Here is a 19,323-nt window from a genome sequence, read left to right on the forward strand (position 1 = left end):
CACACCGAGGAAGGGGCCGGGACGCGAAACGCGTCCCGGCCCCTTCCTCTTCCCGGCCGGGTGGCCCCGGTCAGGAGACGGGCCCCTCAGCCCTGGTCATAGGTGTGGAACCCCCGGCCGGTCTTCCGGCCCAGCAGCCCTGCCTCCACCATCCGTTGGAGCAGCGGCGGCGGCGCGTAGAGCGGTTCCCTGAACTCGGCGTAGAGCGATTCGGCGATCGAGGCCACGGTGTCCAGCCCGATCAGGTCCGCGAGCTTCAGCGGCCCCATGGGGTGGGCGCAGCCCAGCTCCATCCCGGCGTCGATGTCGCCGGCCGTGGCGAAGCCGGACTCCGCCATCCGGATCGCGGACAGGAGATACGGCACGAGCAGGGCGTTGACGACGAAGCCCGCCCGGTCCTGACTGCGGATCACGGTCTTCCCCAGCACCCGGCTCGCGAAGTCCTCCACGGCGGAGACGGTCGCGGCCGAGGTGTGCAGGGAGGTCACGACCTCGACCAGCGGCAGCACGGGCACCGGATTGAAGAAGTGGAGCCCCACGACCCGGTCGGCGCGGCTCGTGGCCATGCCGAGCCGCATGACGGGCAGGGACGAGGTGTTGGTGGCCAGGACGGCCGCCGGATCCTCGATGATCTTGTCGAGGGCGGCGAAGACCTCGGTCTTGGCGTCGGGGTTCTCGATGATGGCCTCGATGACGAGCTGCCGGTCGGCCAGATCGTCCAGGCTGCCGGTGAACACGGTCCGGGCGAGCGCGTCCCGTGCCGCCACCCGGTCCAGCTTGCCGCGCCGCACCGCCCGGTCCAGCGAGGCGGCCACCCGTTCGCGGGCCGTACGCGCCGCCACCGCGTTCACCTCGCAGACCACGGTGTCCAGCCCGGCCCGCGCGCACACCTCCGCGATGCCCGCCCCCATCTGCCCGCCGCCGACCACGCCGACGCGTGTGATGCCCGTGCTCATGCCCGCACCTCCGGCCGGCGGACCAGGTGACGGGTGTAGGCGGCCGGAGTGAAGAACTGCGGCAACTCGCCCTGCATGGCGGTCTGTTCGAAGAGTTCGCGGATGCCGTCGACGGGCGCCCACGGGTATTCCGCGCCGAGAGCGGCGATCTCGTCGTCGAGCAACGCCGTCACGGTCTCCCGGTCGATCACCCGGTGCCGCAGCCACTGCCAGATCTGCACCCGGGCGATCTCGGCGGTGGCCGCGTCCTCCATCAGCCCGTCGATCGCCACCGCGCCCTGGCCGCGCAGCCATGCCGCGTAGTACCGCAGGGCGACGGCGATGTTGGTCCGGACACCCTCGGGGGTGGGCGGGCCGCTGATCCGGCGGACGGACAGCAGCTCGGCCGGGGCGACCTCGACGTCGTCGCCGGTACGGTCCAGTTGGTGCGGCCGTTCGCCGAGGACACTGTCGAACACCTCGCGGCAGACGGGCACCAGTGCCGGGTGGGCCACCCAGGACCCGTCGAAGCCGTCCTCCGCCTCCCGCTCCTTGTCGAGCCGGACCTTGGCGAACGCGGCCTCATTGGCGGCAGGGTCCTTCCCGGGGACCTGCGCGGCCATGCCGCCGATGGCATGGGCGCCGCGCCGGTGGCAGGTGCGCACCAGGAGTTCCGTGTACGCCCGCATGAACGGCGCGGTCATCGTCACCTTGGCGCGGTCGGGCAGCAGGAAGTCGGAGCGGTGGCCGAAGGTCTTGATGATGCTGAAGAGGTAGTCCCAGCGGCCGGCGTTGAGCCCGGCGCTGTGTTCGCGCAGCTCGTAGAGGATCTCCTCCATCTCGAAGGCCGCGGTGACCGTCTCGATGAGGACGGTGGCCCGGACCGTGCCGCGGGGGATCCCGAGGAGTTCCTGCGCGAGGACGAAGACGTCGTTCCAGACCTGGGCCTCGTAGCGGTTCTCCAGCTTCGGCAGGTAGAAGTACGGGCCGTACCCGGCGTCGATCTGCCGCTGCGCGCAGTGGAAGAAGTACAGCCCGAAGTCTACGAGCGCGGCGGGCACCGGGCGGCCGTCGTACTCCAGGTGCTCCTCGTCCAGATGCCAGCCGCGCGGGCGGACCATGAGGGTGGCCGGCCGGTCGCCGAGGCGGTATTCCCTGCCCTCCGGCGTGGTGAAGTCGATACGGCGCTCGACGGCGTCCAGCAGGGTGAGCTGGCCGTCGATGACGTTGTCCCACAGGGGCGCGGTCGCGTCCTCGAAGTCGGCCATCCACACCTGCGCGCCCGAGTTGAGCGCGTTGACGGCCATGCGGCGGTCGGGCGGCCCGGTGATCTCCACCCGGCGGTCGGCCAGTCCCGGCGCGGGAGGCGGCACCCGCCAGGTGGGGTCGTCGCGCACCGAGGCGGTGATCAGGGGGAAGTCGAGGGGCGATCCCGAGGCCAGTCGCAGTGCCTGGCGGCGGCGTTCCTTCAGCAGCCACTGGCGGCGCGGCTCGAATGCCTCGGCGAGGCGGCCCAGGAAGTCCAGGGCGGCGGGGGTGAGGATCTCGTCGTGCCGTCGCCCGGGCGCGGCGAGGACACGGACCTGCTGGGTGAGTGCGGTGGTGGTCATCGGGCTCTCCTGAGGTGTGGAGGCTGAGGGGGACGGGGACGGTCGTCCCCCTCAGCGGCCTAGTGGAACTGCTCTTCCTCCGTGGAACCGGACAGGGCGGTCGTGGAGGAGGCCGGGTTGACGGCGGTGGAGACCAGGTCGAAGTAGCCGGTGCCGACCTCGCGCTGGTGCTTGACGGCGGTGAAGCCCTGCGCCTGCGCGGCGAATTCCTTCTCCTGGAGATCGACGTACGCGGTCATGCCGTGGTCGGCGTAGCCGCGTGCGAGGTCGAACATCCCGTGGTTGAGGGAGTGGAATCCGGCCAGCGTGATGAACTGGAACTTGTAGCCCATCGCGCCCAGTTCGCGCTGGAACTTGGCGATCTGGTCGTCGTCCAGCGCCGCCTTCCAGTTGAAGGACGGCGAGCAGTTGTACGCGAGCATCTGGTCCGGGTACCGCGCGTGGATCGCCTCGGCGAACTCGCGGGCCTGCGCCAGGTCCGGGGTGCCGGTCTCGACCCAGATCAGATCGGCGTACGGCGCGTAGGCGAGACCGCGGGCGATCACCGGGGCCATCCCGTTGCGGACCTGGTAGAAGCCCTCCGCCGTACGCTCACCGGTGACGAATTCCGCGTCCCGCTCGTCCACGTCCGAGGTCAGCAGGTTGGCGGCCAGTGCGTCCGTACGGGCGATGATCACGGTCGGGGTGCCCGCGATGTCCGCGGCGAGGCGGGCCGCGTTCAGCGTACGGATGTGCTGCGAGGTCGGCACCAGGACCTTGCCGCCGAGGTGGCCGCACTTCTTCTCGGACGCCAGCTGGTCCTCGTAGTGGATGCCGGCCGCACCCGCCGCGATCATCGCCTTGGTCAGCTCGAAGGCGTTGAGCGGACCACCGAACCCGGCCTCCGCGTCCGCGACGATCGGCGCGAGCCAGTCGGTGGTGTCCCCGGCGTCCTCGGCGGTGGCGATCTGGTCGGCGCGCAGCAGGGCGTTGTTGATGCGCCGGACGACCTGGGGGACCGAGTTGACGGGGTAGAGGCTCTGGTCGGGGTAGGTGTGCCCGGCCTGGTTCGCGTCGGCGGCCACCTGCCATCCGGAGAGGTAGATCGCCTGAAGCCCCGCCCTCACCTGCTGGACGGCCTGACCACCCGTCAGCGCGCCGAGCGCGTGGACGTAATCGAGGTCGTGGAGCTGCCGCCACAGCCGCTCGGCGCCGCGCCGGGCCAAGGTGTGCTCCTCGCGGACGCTGCCGGAGAGCCGCACCACGTCCTCGGCGCCGTAGGTGCGCTCGATGCCCTTCCAGCGCGGGTCGGTCGCCCACTGCCGCGCCAGGTCCTCGATCGCCCGCTTCGTCTCTGCCATGGCTCTCTCCGTCTCCTCGGTTTGTGCTGGCTGCCAACATCGCGGCCCGGATGGACTGGAGGTGGCACCAAGTGTCTTTCGATGAAGGGTGCGGCCCGCCGGCGCCGGGCGATGGAGCTGAGCAATGTTGCCGGGCAGGGGGTGTCACCTCGGCCGGGATCTCCGGCGTCAGGGAATGAACCGGGCCCCGGTGCGGGCTGTTGTCCCTGCCGGTACCGGCGGGCCGCACCACGACTCTGGCACTGGCACGGAGTGCCATCAAGCAGGGATGTGTGCCAACCTTTGCGAATCTTCCCGGGCGTTTTTGCCAAGGTTGCAAAGGGTAGGGGGCGTGTTCCGTCCCGTACGCTGAGCCGGAAGACCCCGGCTTCGAGGAGCGGACTGGTGAGCAAGACATACGCGGGTGCGCGGCTGCGCCAACTGCGCACGGAGCGCCGGATGAGCCAGGCGGACCTCGCGCGGGTGCTCGGCATCTCGCCGAGCTACCTCAACCAGATGGAGCACGACTCGCGCCCGCTCACCGTGCCCGTCCTGCTCCGGCTGACCGAGGCGTTCGGTGTGGACCCGGGGTTCTTCTCGGAGCGCGATACGGCCCGCCTGCTGGCGGACCTGCGCGAGGCGCTCGCCGGGGAGATCACCGAATCCCAGGTGTCCGCCGCCGATCTCGGCGACCTGGCCACCCGGCTGCCCGCGGTCGCGAAGGTCCTCGTGGAACTCGGCCGCCGCAACCAGGAGTTGTCCGAGCGCCTGGCCGGGGTGGCGGACGGCCGGGTCCCCGGCCGCGCCACCACCACGCCGCACGAGGAGATCCGCGACTTCTTCTACCGCCGCCAGAATTACCTGCACGAAACCGACCTGGCGGCCGAGCGCCTCGCCGCTGAGATCGGCATACGGCCCGGAGAGGTGATCGGGGCCCTCAGCACGCGACTCACCGAGGCTCACGGCGTCCGCCTGGCCGCGAAGCCGGGCGAACGGCTGCACCATTACGACGACAGAAGCCGCACACTGCACCTCTCGTCGCGGCTGCGCCCCGGCCAGCGCGCCTTCCGCATGGCGACCCAGCTCGCCCTGCTGGAACACGGCGAAGAGCTCGGCCGACTGGCCACCGAGGACTTCGCGCCCGCGTCGGCCGCCCACGGCCTCGCCCGGATCGGTGTCGCCAACTACTTCGCGGCCGCCCTGATCCTGCCCTATGCCGCCTTCCACACGGCAGCCGAGGACGCCCGCTACGACATCGAGCGCCTGACCGACGACTTCGGCCTCGGCTACGAGACCATCTGCCACCGGCTGAGCACCCTGCAACGGCCGAGACTCCGCGGGGTGCCCTTCTCCTTCGTACGCGTCGACCGGGCCGGCAACCTGTCCAAACGCCAGTCCGCCACCGGCTTCCACTTCTCGCGCGCCGGTGGTACCTGCCCCCTGTGGAACGTGTACGAAGCCTTCTCCGCCCCCGGCCGCATCCACGTCCAGGTCGCCGAGATGCCCGACGGGCAGCGCCACCTGTGGACCGCGCGCGCCGTCACCCGGCACCGCGGCGGCTGGGGAGAACCCGGCAAGACGTACGCCATCGGCCTGGGCTGCGAGATCCGCCACGCCCACCGGCTCGTCTACTCCGACGGCCTCGACCTCACCAACGCCTCCATCGCCACCCCCATCGGCATGGGCTGCCGCGCCTGCGAACGCCTCGACTGCTCCCAGCGCGCCGCCCCACCCCTGGGCCGCCCCCTGCTCATCGACCAGAACAGCAGCACCTTCGTGCCGTACCCGGTCCGGGGCGACCAGAGCGCCGATTGACTGTGTCCGTGCCCGGCACGTCCCTTCGGCCACGCGTCATCGTCCGAGGGGAGGGGGGAGTCGTCAGCGGGCGTCGACGGCCGTGGGCAGGGCCGCGAGTGCGTCGGTGACGGCGTCGGGCCCGAGACCGCCGCCCTGGGCGACCTCGGCCGAGCCGCCGCCTCGGCCGCCGAGGAGTTGCTTGACCAACTGCGCGGCGTTCAGGCCCGCTTCCCGTGCCCGGGCGTTGAGGGCGAGGACGAGTGCGCCGTCCTGGGTGCCGACCGCGACCGCGCCCTGCGCGTCGGCGGGCAGACGGTCGCGTACGGCCAGGGCAAGGGCGCGGGCGTCCTGGGCGTTGCCGCCCACCGTGGTGGTGACGACCCGTACGCCGTGCGTCTCGGCCGCCGCGTCGGCGAGTTCCCCGGCGCGGGCGAGGGTGGCCTGCTGCTTGAGGCGTGCGTTCTCCCGGTCGGCGGTCTTGATCCGGTCCAGGAGACCGGCGATCCGGTCGGGCAGTTCGGCGCGCGGAGCACCGAGCTGTTCGGCGATCCGCGCCACCAGGTCCCGTTCGCGGGCGAGGTAGCCGAAGCCCTCGATGCCCACGGCCGCTTCGAGGCGGCGCATGCCCGCGCCGACGGAGCCCTCCGAGGTGAGCGCGACGGTGCCGATCTGCGCTGCGTGCTCGACGTGGGTGCCGCCGCACAGTTCCCGGGACCAGGCACCGCCGATCTCGACGACGCGTACCTGTTCCCCGTACGTCTCGTCGAAGAGGGCGAGCGCGCCGAGTTCCTTCGCCTCGGGCAGCGTCATCCACCGGACCCCGACGGGCAGGTCGCGGCGCAGGGCACGGTTGGCGGCCTCCTCGATCTCGCTGCGGACGGTCGTGGACAGGGCACCGCGCCAGGGGAAGTCGAGGCGCAGGTAGCCGGGGCGGTTGTAGGAGCCGGCCTGGAGGGCGTTGGGGCCAAGGATCTCGCGGAGGGCGGCGTGCAGGACGTGGGTGCCGGAGTGGGCCTGCCGGGCGCCGAGCCGCCACTCCGCGTCGACGGCGGCGTGGACGGTGTCGTGGAGGGCGAGTTCGCCCGCGGTGACGCGGACCTGGTGGACGACGAGGCCGGGCAGCGGGCGCTGTACGTCGATGACCTCGGCCTCGGCCGAGGCGGCGGACAGGAGCCCGGCGTCGCTGTCCTGGCCGCCGGACTCCGCGTAGAACGGGGTGCGGTCCAGGACGACGCCGACGATGTCGCCGGTGCGGGCCACCCGTACCGGGCCGGCCGGGCCGAGCAGCGCGAGCACGCGGGATTCGGTTTCCAGGGCTTCCCAGGCCCGCCAGTCGGTGGGGCCGTGCGTGTCGAGGACCGTGCGCAGGGCGGTGGTGTCCACGACTCCGCCGGCCTTGCGGGCGCGGGCGTCCGCGCGGGCCCGCTCGCGCTGTTCGTTCATCAGCGCGGTGAAGCCCTCGCGGTCGACCTCGACGCCCTGCTCGGCGGCCATCTCCAGGGTGAGGTCGATGGGGAAGCCGTAGGTGTCGTGCAGGAGGAACGCCTGCGCGCCGGGCAGCGACCGGCCGCCTTCGGCCTTGACCCGGGCGACGGCGGTGTCGAGGACGGTGGTGCCCTGCTTGAGGGAGGAGCGGAAGGCGTCCTCCTCGGCCCCGGCCTGGTCGGCGATACGGGGAAAGGCGTCGGCGACCTCCGGGTAGCTCGGCGCCATGCAGTCGCGTGCCACCGGCAGCAGCTCGGTCAGCGCCAGGTCCTCGTAGCCGAGCAGCCGCATGGAGCGGACGGCGCGGCGCAGGATGCGGCGCAGGACGTAGCCTCGGCCCTCGTTGCCCGGCGCGGTGCCGTCCGCGAGGAGCATCAGGGCGGTCCGCACATGGTCGGCGACGACCCGCAGCCGTACGTCGTTCTCCGGATCGGCGCCGTAACGCACCCCGGCCAGGTCCGCGGCCCGCTGGAGGACCGGGCGGGTCTCGTCGATCTCGTAGAGGTTGTCCACCCCCTGGAGAAGGGTCGCCATGCGCTCCAGGCCCATGCCCGTGTCGATGTTGCGGCGGGGCAGCTCGCCGAGGATCGGGTATCCGGACTTGCCGGGGCCCGCGCCGCGCTCGTACTGCATGAAGACGAGGTTCCAGAACTCCATGTACCGGTCCTCGTCCACCGCCGGGCCGCCGTCGCGGCCGAAGGCCGGACCCCGGTCGTAGTACAGCTCGGAACAGGGGCCGCACGGTCCCGGGACGCCCATGGACCAGAAGTTGTCCTCGTCCCCCCGCTCCACGATCCGCTCGTCGGGCAGGCCCGAGACCCGGCGCCAGATACCGCGCGATTCGGTGTCGGAGTGGTGGACGGTCACCCAGATCCTGGCCGGGTCCAGCCCGTAACCTCCCTCGCCCTGCAGGCTCGTGGAGAGGTCCCAGGCGTAGGCGATGGCCTCTTCCTTGAAGTAGTCGCCGAAGGAGAAGTTGCCGTTCATCTGGAAGAACGAGCCGTGCCGGGTAGTACGTCCTACTTCCTCGATGTCCAGGGTCCGTACGCACTTCTGCACGCTGGTGGCTCGCTCCCACAGCGGGGCCGCCTCACCGGTGAAGTACGGCTTGAACGGCACCATGCCCGCGTTGACGAACAGCAGCGTCGGGTCCGGGGTCGGCAGGGGTGCGCTCGGGACGATGGTGTGGCCCCGGGCAGCGAAGAAGTCGAGGAAGCGGCTGCGGATGTCAGCGGTACGCACAAGAAGTCCTTCGGTCGGTCACAGGGGGAGGGGGACGGCGGTCCGGCCCGGATGCCGGGGGCCGAGGAAGACCGCGATGCCGGTGTCCTCGCACGCGGGGTGCGTGGCCTGGGCCCAGCCCAACCGTCGGTAGAAGCTCATCGCGTCGCGGGCCCGTACGGAGGTCAACAGCCGGCACCGGCCACCCGGAGCGTCCACGGTGACCCGCTCCAGGAGACCCGCGCCCACTCCTTGGCCCCGTGCGTCGGCGGACACCGCGAGCTCGCCGACCTCACGGCTTCCGCAGAGCCACTGCGCCGTACGGTCGGGCCCCAGGGCAGACGCCGCCTGGGGATAGCAGCGGCTGGAGGGAAAGGGCGCAGTGCCACGGCGCTCACGCGGCTCTCACAGGTGCGGCGGCCGGATTGAGGGAGGCGTACTCCAGGGGAGCCGACGGGTCGATGGACACGTTCAGCTGCGCCGGGTCGGCGCCCGCCCGCACCAGCAGGTCGCCGACGGCGGCGATCATCGCCCCGTTGTCGGTGCACAGCGTCAGCGGCGGTACGCGCAGCTCGACACCGGCCGCCGCGCACCGCTCCTCGGCCAGGGCCCGGACCCGGGAGTTCGCCGCGACACCGCCGACGACGACGAGGGTACGGACGTCGTACTGGCGGCAGGCGGCCAGCGCCTTGCGCGTGAGGACGTCGGCGACGGCTTCCTGGAGCGAGGCGGCGCCGTCGGCCAGCGGGATGTCCTCGCCGCGCAGGCGGTGCTGCTCGGCCCAGCGGGCGGCGGCGGTCTTCAGGCCGGAGAAGGAGAAGGCGTATGGGTCGTCCTTCGATCCCAGCAGCGGCCGGGGGAAGGCGACGGCGCACGGGTTGCCGTCCCGGGCGGCCCGGTCGATGGCAGGTCCACCCGGATACGGGAGCCCGAAGACGCGGGCGACCTTGTCGAAGCACTCGCCCGCCGCGTCGTCCACGGTGTCGCCCAGGTGCAGGATCGGATCGCGCACCAGATCGCGTACCAGCAGCAGCGAGGTGTGGCCGCCGGAGACGATGAGGACCATGCAGGGGTCGGGCAGCGGGCCGTGTTCCAGGGTGTCGGCGGCCACGTGCCCGGCCAGGTGGTGCACACCGTACAGCGGCACCCCCGCCGCATAGGCCAGGGTCTTCGCCCCGGCCAGGCCGACCTGGAGGGCGCCGGACAGACCGGGGCCGGTCGTCACCGCGACGGCGTCGATCTGGTCCACGCGGAGCCCCGCCTGGCCGAGTGCTTCCTCCACCACAGGGTTGAACGCCTGGAGGTGGGCACGGGCCGCGATCTCAGGCACGACCCCGCCGAACCGGGCGTGCTCGTCCATGCTCGACGCCACCACGTGCGCCAGCAGCCGGCCACCGGAGACGATCCCCGCCCCGGTCTCGTCACACGACGACTCGATGCCCAGCACCACCGGAGTCCGCACGGCACCCTCTTCTCGCACATAGTTCGTTACTGCAATCTATGTGCAATAAGGTACTCGCTCGCGAAGAGGCCGGCCGATCCCCATGGGGTCGGCGAGTGTGGGGCACGGGTCCTGGAACGCTTGAGGAGGGCTGCCGGGAACAAGCGACTCGCTGTACGCTGGGCAGCCAGCCCTTGACCTGTAAGAACGCAGGCAGGGAGCCGTCCTCCAGGAGCCCCGCATGCTGCGCACCATGTTTAAGTCCAAGATCCACCGCGCCACCGTCACCCAGGCCGACCTGCACTACGTGGGTTCCGTCACGGTCGACGCCGAGCTCATGGAGGCGGCGGATCTGCTGCCCGGGGAGCTGGTGCACATCGTGGACATCGACAACGGTGCGCGGCTGGAGACGTACGTCATCGAGGGGGAGCGCGGTTCCGGGGTGATCGGGATCAACGGGGCCGCCGCTCATCTGGTGCACCCGGGTGATCTGGTCATCCTGATCAGCTACGCCCAGGTCGAGGATGCCGAGGCGCGTGCCCTGGTCCCGCGTATCGTGCACGTCGACGCGGACAACCGCATCGTCGCACTCGGTGCCGACGCCTCCGCGCCCGTGCCGGGCAGTGACACCGAGCGCAGCCCGCACGCGGTGCCCGCGGCGCGCTGAGGCGGCTCTCCGAACGAGGGGCACAGCGCCATGGCAGAGCAGACCGGGCCCGGGATCCGTGACGACCGGGCGGCCGGCAAGCTGTCCGCGTACGAGGACGGCGAGGCCGTCGGCGTGATCGCGTACTTCGTGATGGACGGTGAGCCCGCCGGGCTCGTCGCCGTCCACACGGTCGTCGGGTCCGGGCACGAGGGCAAGGGCATCGGCGGCTCCCTGGTCAGGGAGTTCTACGCCATGGCGGGGCGCGAGGGCGTCCCGGTCGTGCCGCTGTGCCCGTACGCCGCCAAGTGGGCCTCGCGCCATCCCGACGAGGCCCCCGAGGCGCCCGAAGGGCTGGTCGAGCGCGCGAAGACGCAGCTGGCCTCGCACCCCGAGCTGTACTGAACCGGAAGGAGCGGCCCGGCCATGACGCTCGCGCTGCTGCACACCTCACCCGTCCACGTCCCGGTCTTCGACGCCCTGCGCGACGCCGACCACCCGGGAACCGCCCTGCGCCACGTCGTACGGGAGGAGCTGCTGACCACGGCGGCCGCGCTGGGGCCCGAGGCGGTGGCCGACGAGGTGGAGGCGGTCGTCGCGGACCTGGTGGCCGAAGGCGCGGACGCCGTGCTCTGCACCTGCTCGACCATCGGGGCCGTGGCGGAGGCCGCGGGGGTCGCGGTCGGCGTCCCGGTCCTGCGTGTCGACCGGCCCATGGCGGCGGCGGCCGTCCGGGCCGGCCGGGTCACCGTCCTCGCCGCCCTCACCTCCACCCTGGAGCCGACCCGCGCGCTGCTCACGGAGGAGGCGGCCGGTGCCGGGCTGCCGGGGGCGGACGTGCGTACCGTGCTGGTGGAAGGCGCCTGGGACCGCTTCACGGCGGGGGACAACGACGGCTTCCTCGACCTGGTGGCGGCCTCGGCCGACGAGGTGCGCGACGCGGACGTCATCGTGCTCGCCCAGGGCTCCATGGCCGGCGCGGCCGAGCGTACGACCACCGCGATCCCGGTCCTGTCCAGCCCCCGCCCCGGCCTGGCGGCCGCCGTGGCGGCCGCGGGGCGGTGACCGGGCGGGGGCGCCCGTGTCATCCGTACGCGGCACTCTTCCGCGTTCGGACGTATGGCCTCGCCGGGCGCGGGCAGCCGCTCCGGGAGACGGTGGAAGAGGTCCACCCCCGATCGTTCGGAGGCCCGAGATGACTCATCCGTTCCCCGACCCCGTCCCTCCGGCGCCGACCCCGGGTCCGCTGCCGGAGCCGACGCCGCCCGCGCCGACCCCGCCCGTGCCCACGCCGCCGGGCCCGACGCCCACTCCGCCGGGGCCCGCGCCCGATCCGATCCCGCAGCCGCCGTCGCCGAACCCCGACCCGGTGCCGCCGCCCGAGCCCGAGCCGTCACCGGTCTGACCGGACGGACCGGCGGCCCAGTAGCGCGGCAGGCCCTCAGCCCGCGGCCAGCATCGCGTCGGCCCGGGCGGTGACCTCGGTCAGCACCCGGCCCGCCGCGGCCAGGTCCCCGGCCGGGAGGTCCCCGTAGAGCCGGGCCGCGAGGTCGGCCACGCCCGCCTTGTACGACTGGATCAGCGCGTCGCCCGCAGGGGTGAGCGCGAGCAGGTCACCGGGCCGCTCCTCCACCAGACCGGCGGACGTCAACTCGGCGACAGTGGCCTCTGCCGCCGGGACGCCGAGCTTCACGGCGCCGGTGAGGCGCTCGACCAGCGCATGGCGCCCGACCGTGCCGCCCGCGGCCTCGGCGGCGCCGAGCGCCAGGGCCTGGTGGAAGGTGGTGCCCCGGGGCAGCAGCCGTTCGGCGAGCGCGCGGGTGGCGTAGTGGGCCATGCCGATGACCTGGCCGTTCACGGTGGGTGGGGTGGTCATGATGACTCCTCGCGGGAAGCGGTGACTGGGGGGACCGGCACGTCGAGCAGGGCCGTCAGTGCCTCGGTGAACGCCTCGGTGCCCTGGCCGCCGAGACCGCCGAGGGGTGCGAGCAGCCCGTTGACGAGCTCCCGCACCACCGCGACCGCGCGCTCCGTCGTCGCGCGGCCCTCCTCGGTCAGCGAGAGCCGGACGGCCCTGCTGTCCGCGGGGTCGGTGGTCCGTTCGACCAGGCCCGCCGCCTCCAGGGCGCGGGCCAGCTTCGAGACGTAGAGCGCTTCGAGTCCGGTGTGGTCCGCCAGCGCCCGCTGACTCGGCCGCAGCCCCGCGTGCTCCATGCCCTGCAGGGATGCGACCAGCGAGTACTGCGCGTGTGTCAGGCCGAGTGGTGTCAGCGCCCGGTCGATGGCCACCCGCCACTTCATGGACAGGCGCCAGACCAGGAACCCCGGGGTCGCGCCCTCGATCGCGTTGCTCATGACGAATAACGTACATGGCTACTATGTCCATGGCTACTAAAATCTGCCAGGCCACCGCGGCGCGCACACCCGCCCGCTCAGTTCCGCAGATTCAGCAGCGCGTCGGCGTGCGCCAGGCCGCTCTCGGCGGAGACCGAGTCCAGCGACTGGGCGTCGCGGACCGGAGCGAACCGCACCACCGGATCCTCGCGGCCGCTCGTGCCGGCGAGGTCGAATCCGTACACCGCCGGGCGCGGCAGGCTGTTGTACGACCACGGGGTGGAGAAGTAGTACGCCCCCGTGTCGTACAGCACCACGAAGTCGCCCGACCGCAGCTCGGGCAGCTCCCGGGCGTGCGCGACGACGTCCCCGGCGAAACAGCACGGCCCCGCGATGTCCTGGACCACCATGGGCCCGTCCTTGGGGCGTCCTTCGGCGTCGAAGGTGCCGACCCGCAGGGGCCAGGCGTCCGGCATGAAGACGGTACGGGTGGCGGTCTGCGCCCCCGCGTGGGTCAGCGCGATGCGGCGGCCGCCCGCGTCCTTCGTGTACTCGACCAGCGCGCCGATGAAGCCGTTCTTCGCGAGCAGGGACCGCCCGAACTCGGTGACCAGCTCGTACCGCCCGTCGAAGAGCCCCGGCACCGCCGCCCGCAGCGCCGCCGCGTACGCCGCGAAGGTGGGGCGCACCTCGTCGTCGGCGAAGTTGACCGGCAGGCCGCCGCCGATGTCGAGCCCGGTGACCTGGCGGCGGCCCAGCGTCTCGTTGATCTCCTCGGCCAGCCGGTACGTCTCGGCGATCCCGGCCGCGATCAGCTCCAACGAGCAGCCCTGCGAACCGACATGGGCGTGCAGCCGGGTCAGCCACGGGTGCGCGGCGAACGCCTTCACGACCTGCTCGCGCGCGCCGGGGTCGCGCAGCGCCACGCCGAACTTCGAGGTCGCCGTGGCCGTGCTCATCGCGCCGATCGAGCCGCCGCCGACCTGCGGGTTGACCCGGAGGCCGATGGCGGACACCGCGTCAGCCGGGCGCAGCGAGGCGATCCGGGCCACCTCGTCCAGGTTGTCCGCGTTGATCGCCACGCCCACGGCCAGGGCGCGCCGGATCTCGTCCCGGGTCTTGGCGGGGGAGTCCAGCACGATCCGGGACGGCGCGAACCCGGCGTCCAGCGCCAGCCGCAGCTCACCCGGGCTCGCGACCTCGCAGCCCATCCCGCACCGGGCGAGCAGCCGCAACACGGGGACCAGCGAGGACGCCTTCGCGGCGAAGGTGTGCAGCACGGCGGGCACCCCGGGGAACGCCTCGTGCAGAGCGGCGACCGAGGCGCGCACGCCGTCCGTGTCGATGAAACCGGCGACCGGGCTCGCCTCGCCGAGCAGACCGGCGGCCACGGCGTGGCGGACGACCGCCGCGACACGCGCGGAGCCCGCCGGGATCGAGGGGGAGAGGGCGGAGGAGGGCGAAGAAGGGCTCATGGAGCCAGAGTCGGCGATGAGTGCCCCCAGGTCTCTGTCCGGGCGGCCAAGAATGGTGCGCTTCCTTGTCCGGTCGGCCAACAGCGCAGGGCGTGAGAAGCCGCAGCCGTACGGACAGACCGCAACCTACCCGCTGAGCCGGACGGCGAGCGTGACCAGCAGCCGGGTGTCGGGGTCGTCCAGATCCACCCCGAACCGCTCCCGGGCGCGCCGCAGCCGGTAGCGCAGCGTGTTCGGATGGACGACTAGGCGCTCCGCGGCCCGCGCCACGTCGCCCGACGCGTCGAGATAGGCCGTCAGCGACCGGACCAGCTCGCCCCCGGCCGCCAGATCCGTCCGGACCAGTTCGTGCACCGGCCCCCGCCCCGCCTCCCAGACCGGCCGCGCGGCGTCCAGGACCCGGGCGACGTCCAGCGAGGGGCCCACAACCGCCGCGTCCGCCGACCGTCGGGCGTCCCCCGCCGCCGCCCGCTCGCGCAGCACCCGTACGACGAGCAGGGCCTCCTCGCACGACTCCCGCACCCCGGCCGCCCCCGCCGCCACCGGACCGGCCCCCGCCAGCACCCCGGCGTCCTGCGCCTGGCCCGCCAGCTCCCGGGCCAGCGCCGCAGCACCCCGGTCCGGCCCGGCGTCCACGGGCAGCAGCACCAGCAACCGGTCGCCGTCGCGCAGCACGCGTACGGACGGGCGGTACGTCGCCGCCTGGAGCGCGGCCACGTCGAGGGTACGGTCGCCCGGGGCGGGCGCGGCGGCCAGCGGCTCGGCGACCACGACCGCGCAGGCGGCGTCGGGTGAGAGGCCGAGCGACCAGGCGTGCGTCCGGGCGTCGCCGTCCCCGTACAGCAGTCCGCGCAGGGCGAGTTCGCTGCGGCGGGCGGCGCCGCTCTCGCGCAGCCGGTGCCGCACCAGCAGGGGAGCGGCGACCTCGGCGGCCCGGCGCAGCGCGTCCGGCGCGTCCGGGCGCAGCGGCCGTCCGTCGCCTGCCACCCAGATCGAGCCCAGGACCTCAGGACCGCTGCGGACCGCGATGATCAGGCGCTCCGGTCCCTCGGCGTCGGCCGCGCGGTGGATCACGTCCCGGGACGTCCACAGCGTCCGCAGCAGCCCGCTGCGCCGCAGCTCCGCGACCCGCCACTCCGGGACCCGGCCGCCCAGGATGGTGGACCGGCGCAGCACATCGGCGTCGGGGCCGGTGGCGGAGTGGGCCAGCACCCGCAGGCGGGTGTCCTCGATGGTGATCGATCCGCCGGTGTACTCGGCGACGGCCGCCGCGAGCGCGCTCAGGCTCTCCGGCCCCCCGGGTGCCAGTCGGCCGGTGGCCCCGTCGTCCGCGCCCGCCCGGGCGCAGGCCAGCGCGGAACGCAGCAGCGCGGCGGCGTCCGTCCAGTCGGCCCACTCCGCGCGGGTGAGCAGGGCCACCCCCGCCTCCTCGGCGGCGGCGAGCACCTGCGGCGCGACGGCCACCCCCTCCACGGCGCGCAGCACCACGCCGGACGCGCCCCGGCGCGCGGCCTCGCGGACCGGGGCGGCGGCTTCAGGGGACGAGGCGGGCGCCCCGGTGACCAGGACCAGGCAGCCATCCAGCGACCGGGCCGGGCCCTCGTCGCCCACGGCCACCCCGCGCACCCCGACGTCACGGCCGGACGGGGCGAGCAGCAGTCGCAGGCTTCCCCCGTCGTCGAAGGCGAGGACCTCGCGCAGCGCGACGGACGGCTCCGGCGGGAGGGCGGCACGGCTCGTCATGGCAGCCGAGCATACGAGGAGCCCGCTGCTCGGGATGGGGGCTCACTCGTCGTTGAGGTCGTTCCGGCTGCACGCCAGGACCCCGGCCGTGCCCGCGAGCCGTGCCGTCAGCGCGTCGGGGTCGCCCCGCCCCTGCACGCTCAGCGCGATCTCCACGGTCCCCTCGGCGTCCGGCTGCGCGCGCCGCCGCCGGTATCTGCCGGACCCGGAGAGCGTGGTCAGCTCGGACACCGCGAACCCGGTTTCCGTGCAGTGGTTGACCAGCTCGCGCAGAGCCCCGACGCCCTCGGTGTACGTGATGCGGTAGCCGATCGACGCGTTGCGCAGGGTGGGGAGCCGGTGGGCGAGGGGGCGTACCCCGTACGACACCAGGAAGTACGCGAGCGTGGCCAGCGTCGCGAGCACGGGCAGCCCGGCGCCGGCCGCGCAGCCCACGGCGGCGGTGAGCCAGATGGAGGCCGCCGTGGTGAGGCCCCGCACCGATCCGCGGTGGACGAAGATGACGCCGCCGCCGATGAAGCCGAGCCCGGACACGATCTGGGCCGCGACCCGCGAGGGGTCCAGCTCCACCTGACCGGTCACCACGACGTCGGAGAAGCCGAATTTGCTGACCAGAGTGAAGAGCGCGGCCCCGAGCCCGACGATCGTGTAGGTGCGCAGCCCGGCCGCCTTCTGGCGGATCTCACGCTCGATCCCGATCGCGCACGACAGGACGAACGCGATGCCGAACTGCGCCGCGTGCGTCCAGTTCTGACCGAACGGTTCGTTGATGTCGAGTGCCACGCAGCCTCCGTACCCGTCCGGCGGAACATGATCGGACAGAGTCCACCGTACCCGCCGATTCGGGGCCCGGCGGCAGGAGGCGGGGCGGTCACGGGTCAAGGCCGCGGCAAGAAGGCGGCGGCTCCCTGGTCGTCCGGGAACCGCCGCCGTCCGCGTCAGGGGTTACGGGCTGACGCAGCCGATCGAGCCGACGGGGAAGTCATTGCCCGTCGAGGTGGCCGTGAAGCCGAACGTGACGCTGCCGTCCGGCGGGATCGACCGGTTGTAGTCGGCGTTCTTCACCGTCAGCGTGCCGTCGGACCCGGTGCTCAGCACCCCGCTCCACACGCTGCTGACCGTGGTGCCGGTGCCGGGCTTCCACTGCACGGCCCAGCCGTCGAGCGCCGTCGTGTTGTGGTTCATGACCTCGACGGAGCCCTGGAAGCCGCCGCTCCAGGAGTTGGTCACGTTGTAGACCGCCATGCACCCGGTGTGCGGGTCGGTCGGGTCCGTGGGGTCCGTCGGGTCCGGGGTCGGGTCGGTGGGGTCCGGGTCGGGGGTGCTGCCCGAGCCTCGGATGCCGGTGACCTCGCCGTTTCCGCCGTCGAAGACGATGTCGGAGCAGGAGAAGAAGTTCTCCTGGCTGTCCGAGCGCACCCACTGGATGAACATGACCGCGTCACCCGAGCGGCCCGAGGGCAGGGTCAGGTCCCAGTAGTAGTGACCGCCGTCGGTGCCCGGCGAACCCACCTGGGGCGGGTTGGAGACCGTCTGGATCAGGTCGAGGTCGTCCCAGCCCAGCTCGGTCGTGGGGGAGTACCCGGGCTTGGACATGTACACCCTGAACTCGCCCGGGTGAGCGGCCCAGTTGCTGTGGTCCACCTCGATCTTGGCGCCCGAGGTGAGGTGCGTACGCGGCCAGTCGCCGCGCGCCGCGTTGTAGCCGGTGAAGTTGTACGGAGAACGGTCACCGGCGCTGCACAGCGTGCCGTCCGGGACGTAACCCGCGCCCCGGCCGCCCGCGTTGGAGTCCAGCACGGCGAACCAGTTGTACAGGGAACTCGCGCCGCTCTCCGCGAGCGCGGCCTTGCACGCGGGGTTGGTCGGGTCCAGCGAGCCGGTGCTCGTCTTGGCGTCCAGCCAGCAGAGGTAGGTGCGTGAGCCCGGTGACATGGTGACACCGTGGGCCTGCGCGCTGCCCTGGCCCAGCAGGGTGAAGGCGATACCGCCGAGCAGTGTCGCCAGCACCGCCGCCAGGGAGGCGAGTTGTGTTCTGCGTCGTGCCATGGTGTCTCCTTCTGCGGGTGCGGGTGCGGGTGCGGGTGCGGGTGCGGGTGCGGGTGCGAAGGGAATACGCGGGTGCGAGATGTGGGAGCGCTCCCATGCTTTCGTTGGTAGGGGACTGTAAGGCAGTAGTCGTGTCCCTGACAACCCTGCGAACGGCATCGACTGAAACGGGCCGCGATTGGCGCGCGCATCCACCTTCGGCCGTCAACGACCCAGTGGATCAACCGGATTGACGCACCATCAGTCGCGTACGAAGAATCACGTGGTGCCACGCGACCTTCGGCCGGCTCATCTCCTCCAGCAGCAGCCGCACCATCGCCCGGCCGATCTCCTCCATCGGCTGCTGGACCGTCGTGAGCGGCGGGTCGGTCTGCTCGGCGAGCTCGAAGTCGTCGAAGCCGACCACCGCCACGTCCTCCGGCACCCGCCGCCCCGCCGCGCGCAGCGCGGCCAGCGCCCCGGCCGCCATGCTGTCCGACGCGGCGAACACCGCGTCGACCTCCGGGTGCCGCTCGATCAGGCGGGCCATCGCGCGCCGCCCGCTGGCCTCGGTGAAGTCGCCCTGGGCCACCAGGGACGGCGGCTCGGCGCAGCCCGCCTCGCGCAGGGCCTCCCGGTAGCCGCGCAGCCGGCACTGGGCGACGTACATCTCGGGCGGACCGGCGATCGCGGCGATGGTCCTGCGCCCGCCGCGCACCAGATGGCCGACCGCGTCCCGCGCCCCGCCAACGTTGTCGGCGTCCACATAGGTGACCCGTTCGTCGCCCGAGCGGCGGCCGAGGAGCACGGTGGGCACCCCGGCGTCCGCGAGCATGTCGGGCAGCCGGTCCTCGGCGCTCACCGACATGAGCAGCACCCCGTCGACCCGGCCGCCGCGCACGTACTCCAGGAGCCGTTGCCGTTCGCTGTCCGTGCGGACGAGGGTGAGCAGCAGTTGCACGCCCTGCTCGTCCAGGGCGTCCCCGACCGCGCGCACGATCTCCGAGAAGAACGGCTCCCCGAACAGCCGCCAGTCCGTCTTGGTCATCACCAGGGCGACGGCGCCCGCGCGTTGTCCGGCCAGCGAGCGGGCGGCCAGGTTGGGCACGTAACCCAGTTCGTCGATGGCGCGCTGCACGGCGCGGCGGGTGGACTCCCGGACGCCCGCCGCGTTGTTGATCACTCGGGAGACGGTGCCCCGGCCCACCCCGGCGAGCGCCGCCACCTCTTCCAGCGTCGGCGTGCCGGAACCCCTGTTCAGCATGGACCACCCCCAAGAGGCACCGATC

Annotated in this window: 17 protein-coding genes; 4 read left to right on the forward strand and 13 right to left on the reverse strand. The window is 72.9% G+C overall.

The window, feature by feature from the left end:
* Positions 1 to 86: 86 nt before the first annotated feature.
* Genes AMK18_RS05285 through aceA form a run of 3 tightly spaced genes read right to left on the reverse strand, consistent with a single transcriptional unit; the run spans position 87 to position 3,885 of the window.
* The gene (locus AMK18_RS05285; protein WP_073861825.1) at positions 87 to 956 is read right to left on the reverse strand and encodes a 3-hydroxybutyryl-CoA dehydrogenase; all 870 of its coding nucleotides are present in this window, start codon (positions 954 to 956) and stop codon (positions 87 to 89) included.
* Positions 953 to 2,545, reverse strand: a complete 1,593-nt coding sequence (gene aceB / locus AMK18_RS05290; RefSeq protein WP_073861826.1) for a malate synthase A — start codon at positions 2,543 to 2,545, stop codon at positions 953 to 955. The genes AMK18_RS05285 and aceB overlap by 4 nt, the downstream gene beginning before the upstream one ends.
* Positions 2,546 to 2,604: 59 nt before the next feature.
* Positions 2,605 to 3,885, reverse strand: coding sequence for an isocitrate lyase (gene aceA, locus AMK18_RS05295; RefSeq protein WP_073861827.1), 1,281 nt, complete (start codon positions 3,883 to 3,885; stop codon positions 2,605 to 2,607).
* Positions 3,886 to 4,269: 384 nt separating this feature from the next.
* Here aceA and AMK18_RS05300 point away from each other — a divergent pair, with 384 nt between their 5' ends.
* On the forward strand, positions 4,270 to 5,679 hold the full coding sequence (locus AMK18_RS05300) for a short-chain fatty acyl-CoA regulator family protein (RefSeq protein WP_073861828.1): 1,410 nt from the start codon (positions 4,270 to 4,272) through the stop codon (positions 5,677 to 5,679).
* A gap of 63 nt (positions 5,680 to 5,742) precedes the next feature.
* On the opposite strand, the gene alaS is transcribed toward AMK18_RS05300, so the two are convergent.
* The 3 genes from alaS to tsaD are packed head-to-tail and all read right to left on the reverse strand — an operon-like array spanning position 5,743 to position 9,817.
* Positions 5,743 to 8,388, reverse strand: a complete 2,646-nt coding sequence (gene alaS, locus AMK18_RS05305; RefSeq protein WP_073861829.1) for an alanine--tRNA ligase — start codon at positions 8,386 to 8,388, stop codon at positions 5,743 to 5,745.
* An 18-nt stretch (positions 8,389 to 8,406) separates the two neighbouring features.
* Positions 8,407 to 8,703 (reverse strand): GNAT family N-acetyltransferase, encoded by a 297-nt coding sequence (locus AMK18_RS05310; RefSeq protein ID WP_443333217.1) that lies wholly within the window; start codon positions 8,701 to 8,703, stop codon positions 8,407 to 8,409.
* 58 nt (positions 8,704 to 8,761) lie between these two features.
* Complete coding sequence (gene tsaD / locus AMK18_RS05315) at positions 8,762 to 9,817, reverse strand: tRNA (adenosine(37)-N6)-threonylcarbamoyltransferase complex transferase subunit TsaD (protein WP_018099996.1); 1,056 nt, start codon at positions 9,815 to 9,817, stop codon at positions 8,762 to 8,764.
* 232 nt (positions 9,818 to 10,049) lie between these two features.
* On the opposite strand from tsaD, the gene panD reads away from it, so the two are divergent.
* From panD to AMK18_RS05330, 3 genes are read left to right on the forward strand one after another with little or no spacing between them, the layout of a single operon-like run.
* The gene (panD, locus tag AMK18_RS05320; protein WP_018099995.1) at positions 10,050 to 10,475 is read left to right on the forward strand and encodes an aspartate 1-decarboxylase; all 426 of its coding nucleotides are present in this window, start codon (positions 10,050 to 10,052) and stop codon (positions 10,473 to 10,475) included.
* Between the two features lie 30 nt (positions 10,476 to 10,505).
* Positions 10,506 to 10,859, forward strand: coding sequence for a GNAT family N-acetyltransferase (locus tag AMK18_RS05325; RefSeq protein ID WP_073861831.1), 354 nt, complete (start codon positions 10,506 to 10,508; stop codon positions 10,857 to 10,859).
* A gap of 21 nt (positions 10,860 to 10,880) precedes the next feature.
* The gene (locus AMK18_RS05330) at positions 10,881 to 11,519 is read left to right on the forward strand and encodes an aspartate/glutamate racemase family protein (RefSeq protein WP_018099993.1); all 639 of its coding nucleotides are present in this window, start codon (positions 10,881 to 10,883) and stop codon (positions 11,517 to 11,519) included.
* Between the two features lie 376 nt (positions 11,520 to 11,895).
* Here the strand turns inward: AMK18_RS05330 and AMK18_RS05340 are convergent, their stop codons facing one another.
* The 7 genes from AMK18_RS05340 to AMK18_RS05370 all read right to left on the reverse strand — a co-directional run bounded on the left by AMK18_RS05340 (position 11,896) and on the right by AMK18_RS05370 (position 19,298).
* Positions 11,896 to 12,330, reverse strand: coding sequence for a hypothetical protein (locus AMK18_RS05340; RefSeq protein WP_073861833.1), 435 nt, complete (start codon positions 12,328 to 12,330; stop codon positions 11,896 to 11,898).
* Positions 12,327 to 12,809, reverse strand: coding sequence for a MarR family winged helix-turn-helix transcriptional regulator (locus AMK18_RS05345; RefSeq protein ID WP_073861834.1), 483 nt, complete (start codon positions 12,807 to 12,809; stop codon positions 12,327 to 12,329). Before AMK18_RS05345 ends, AMK18_RS05340 begins: the two co-directional genes overlap by 4 nt.
* 77 nt (positions 12,810 to 12,886) lie before the next feature.
* Complete coding sequence (locus AMK18_RS05350; protein ID WP_073861835.1) at positions 12,887 to 14,263, reverse strand: hypothetical protein; 1,377 nt, start codon at positions 14,261 to 14,263, stop codon at positions 12,887 to 12,889.
* A gap of 126 nt (positions 14,264 to 14,389) precedes the next feature.
* A complete protein-coding gene (locus tag AMK18_RS05355) occupies positions 14,390 to 16,006 on the reverse strand; it encodes a PucR family transcriptional regulator (RefSeq protein WP_073861836.1) in 1,617 nt (538 codons plus the stop codon).
* Positions 16,007 to 16,048: 42 nt separating this feature from the next.
* Complete coding sequence (locus tag AMK18_RS05360) at positions 16,049 to 16,789, reverse strand: MgtC/SapB family protein (RefSeq protein ID WP_018099988.1); 741 nt, start codon at positions 16,787 to 16,789, stop codon at positions 16,049 to 16,051.
* Between the two features lie 162 nt (positions 16,790 to 16,951).
* Positions 16,952 to 18,055: a lytic polysaccharide monooxygenase auxiliary activity family 9 protein gene (locus AMK18_RS05365; RefSeq protein WP_018099987.1), complete on the reverse strand. Its 1,104-nt coding sequence runs from the start codon at positions 18,053 to 18,055 to the stop codon at positions 16,952 to 16,954.
* A 220-nt stretch (positions 18,056 to 18,275) separates the two neighbouring features.
* Complete coding sequence (locus AMK18_RS05370; protein WP_018099986.1) at positions 18,276 to 19,298, reverse strand: LacI family DNA-binding transcriptional regulator; 1,023 nt, start codon at positions 19,296 to 19,298, stop codon at positions 18,276 to 18,278.
* Positions 19,299 to 19,323 lie beyond the last annotated feature (25 nt).

Origin of the sequence: Streptomyces sp. CB01249, assembly GCF_001905735.1 — a bacterium.
Classification (GTDB): Bacteria; Actinomycetota; Actinomycetes; order Streptomycetales; family Streptomycetaceae; genus Streptomyces.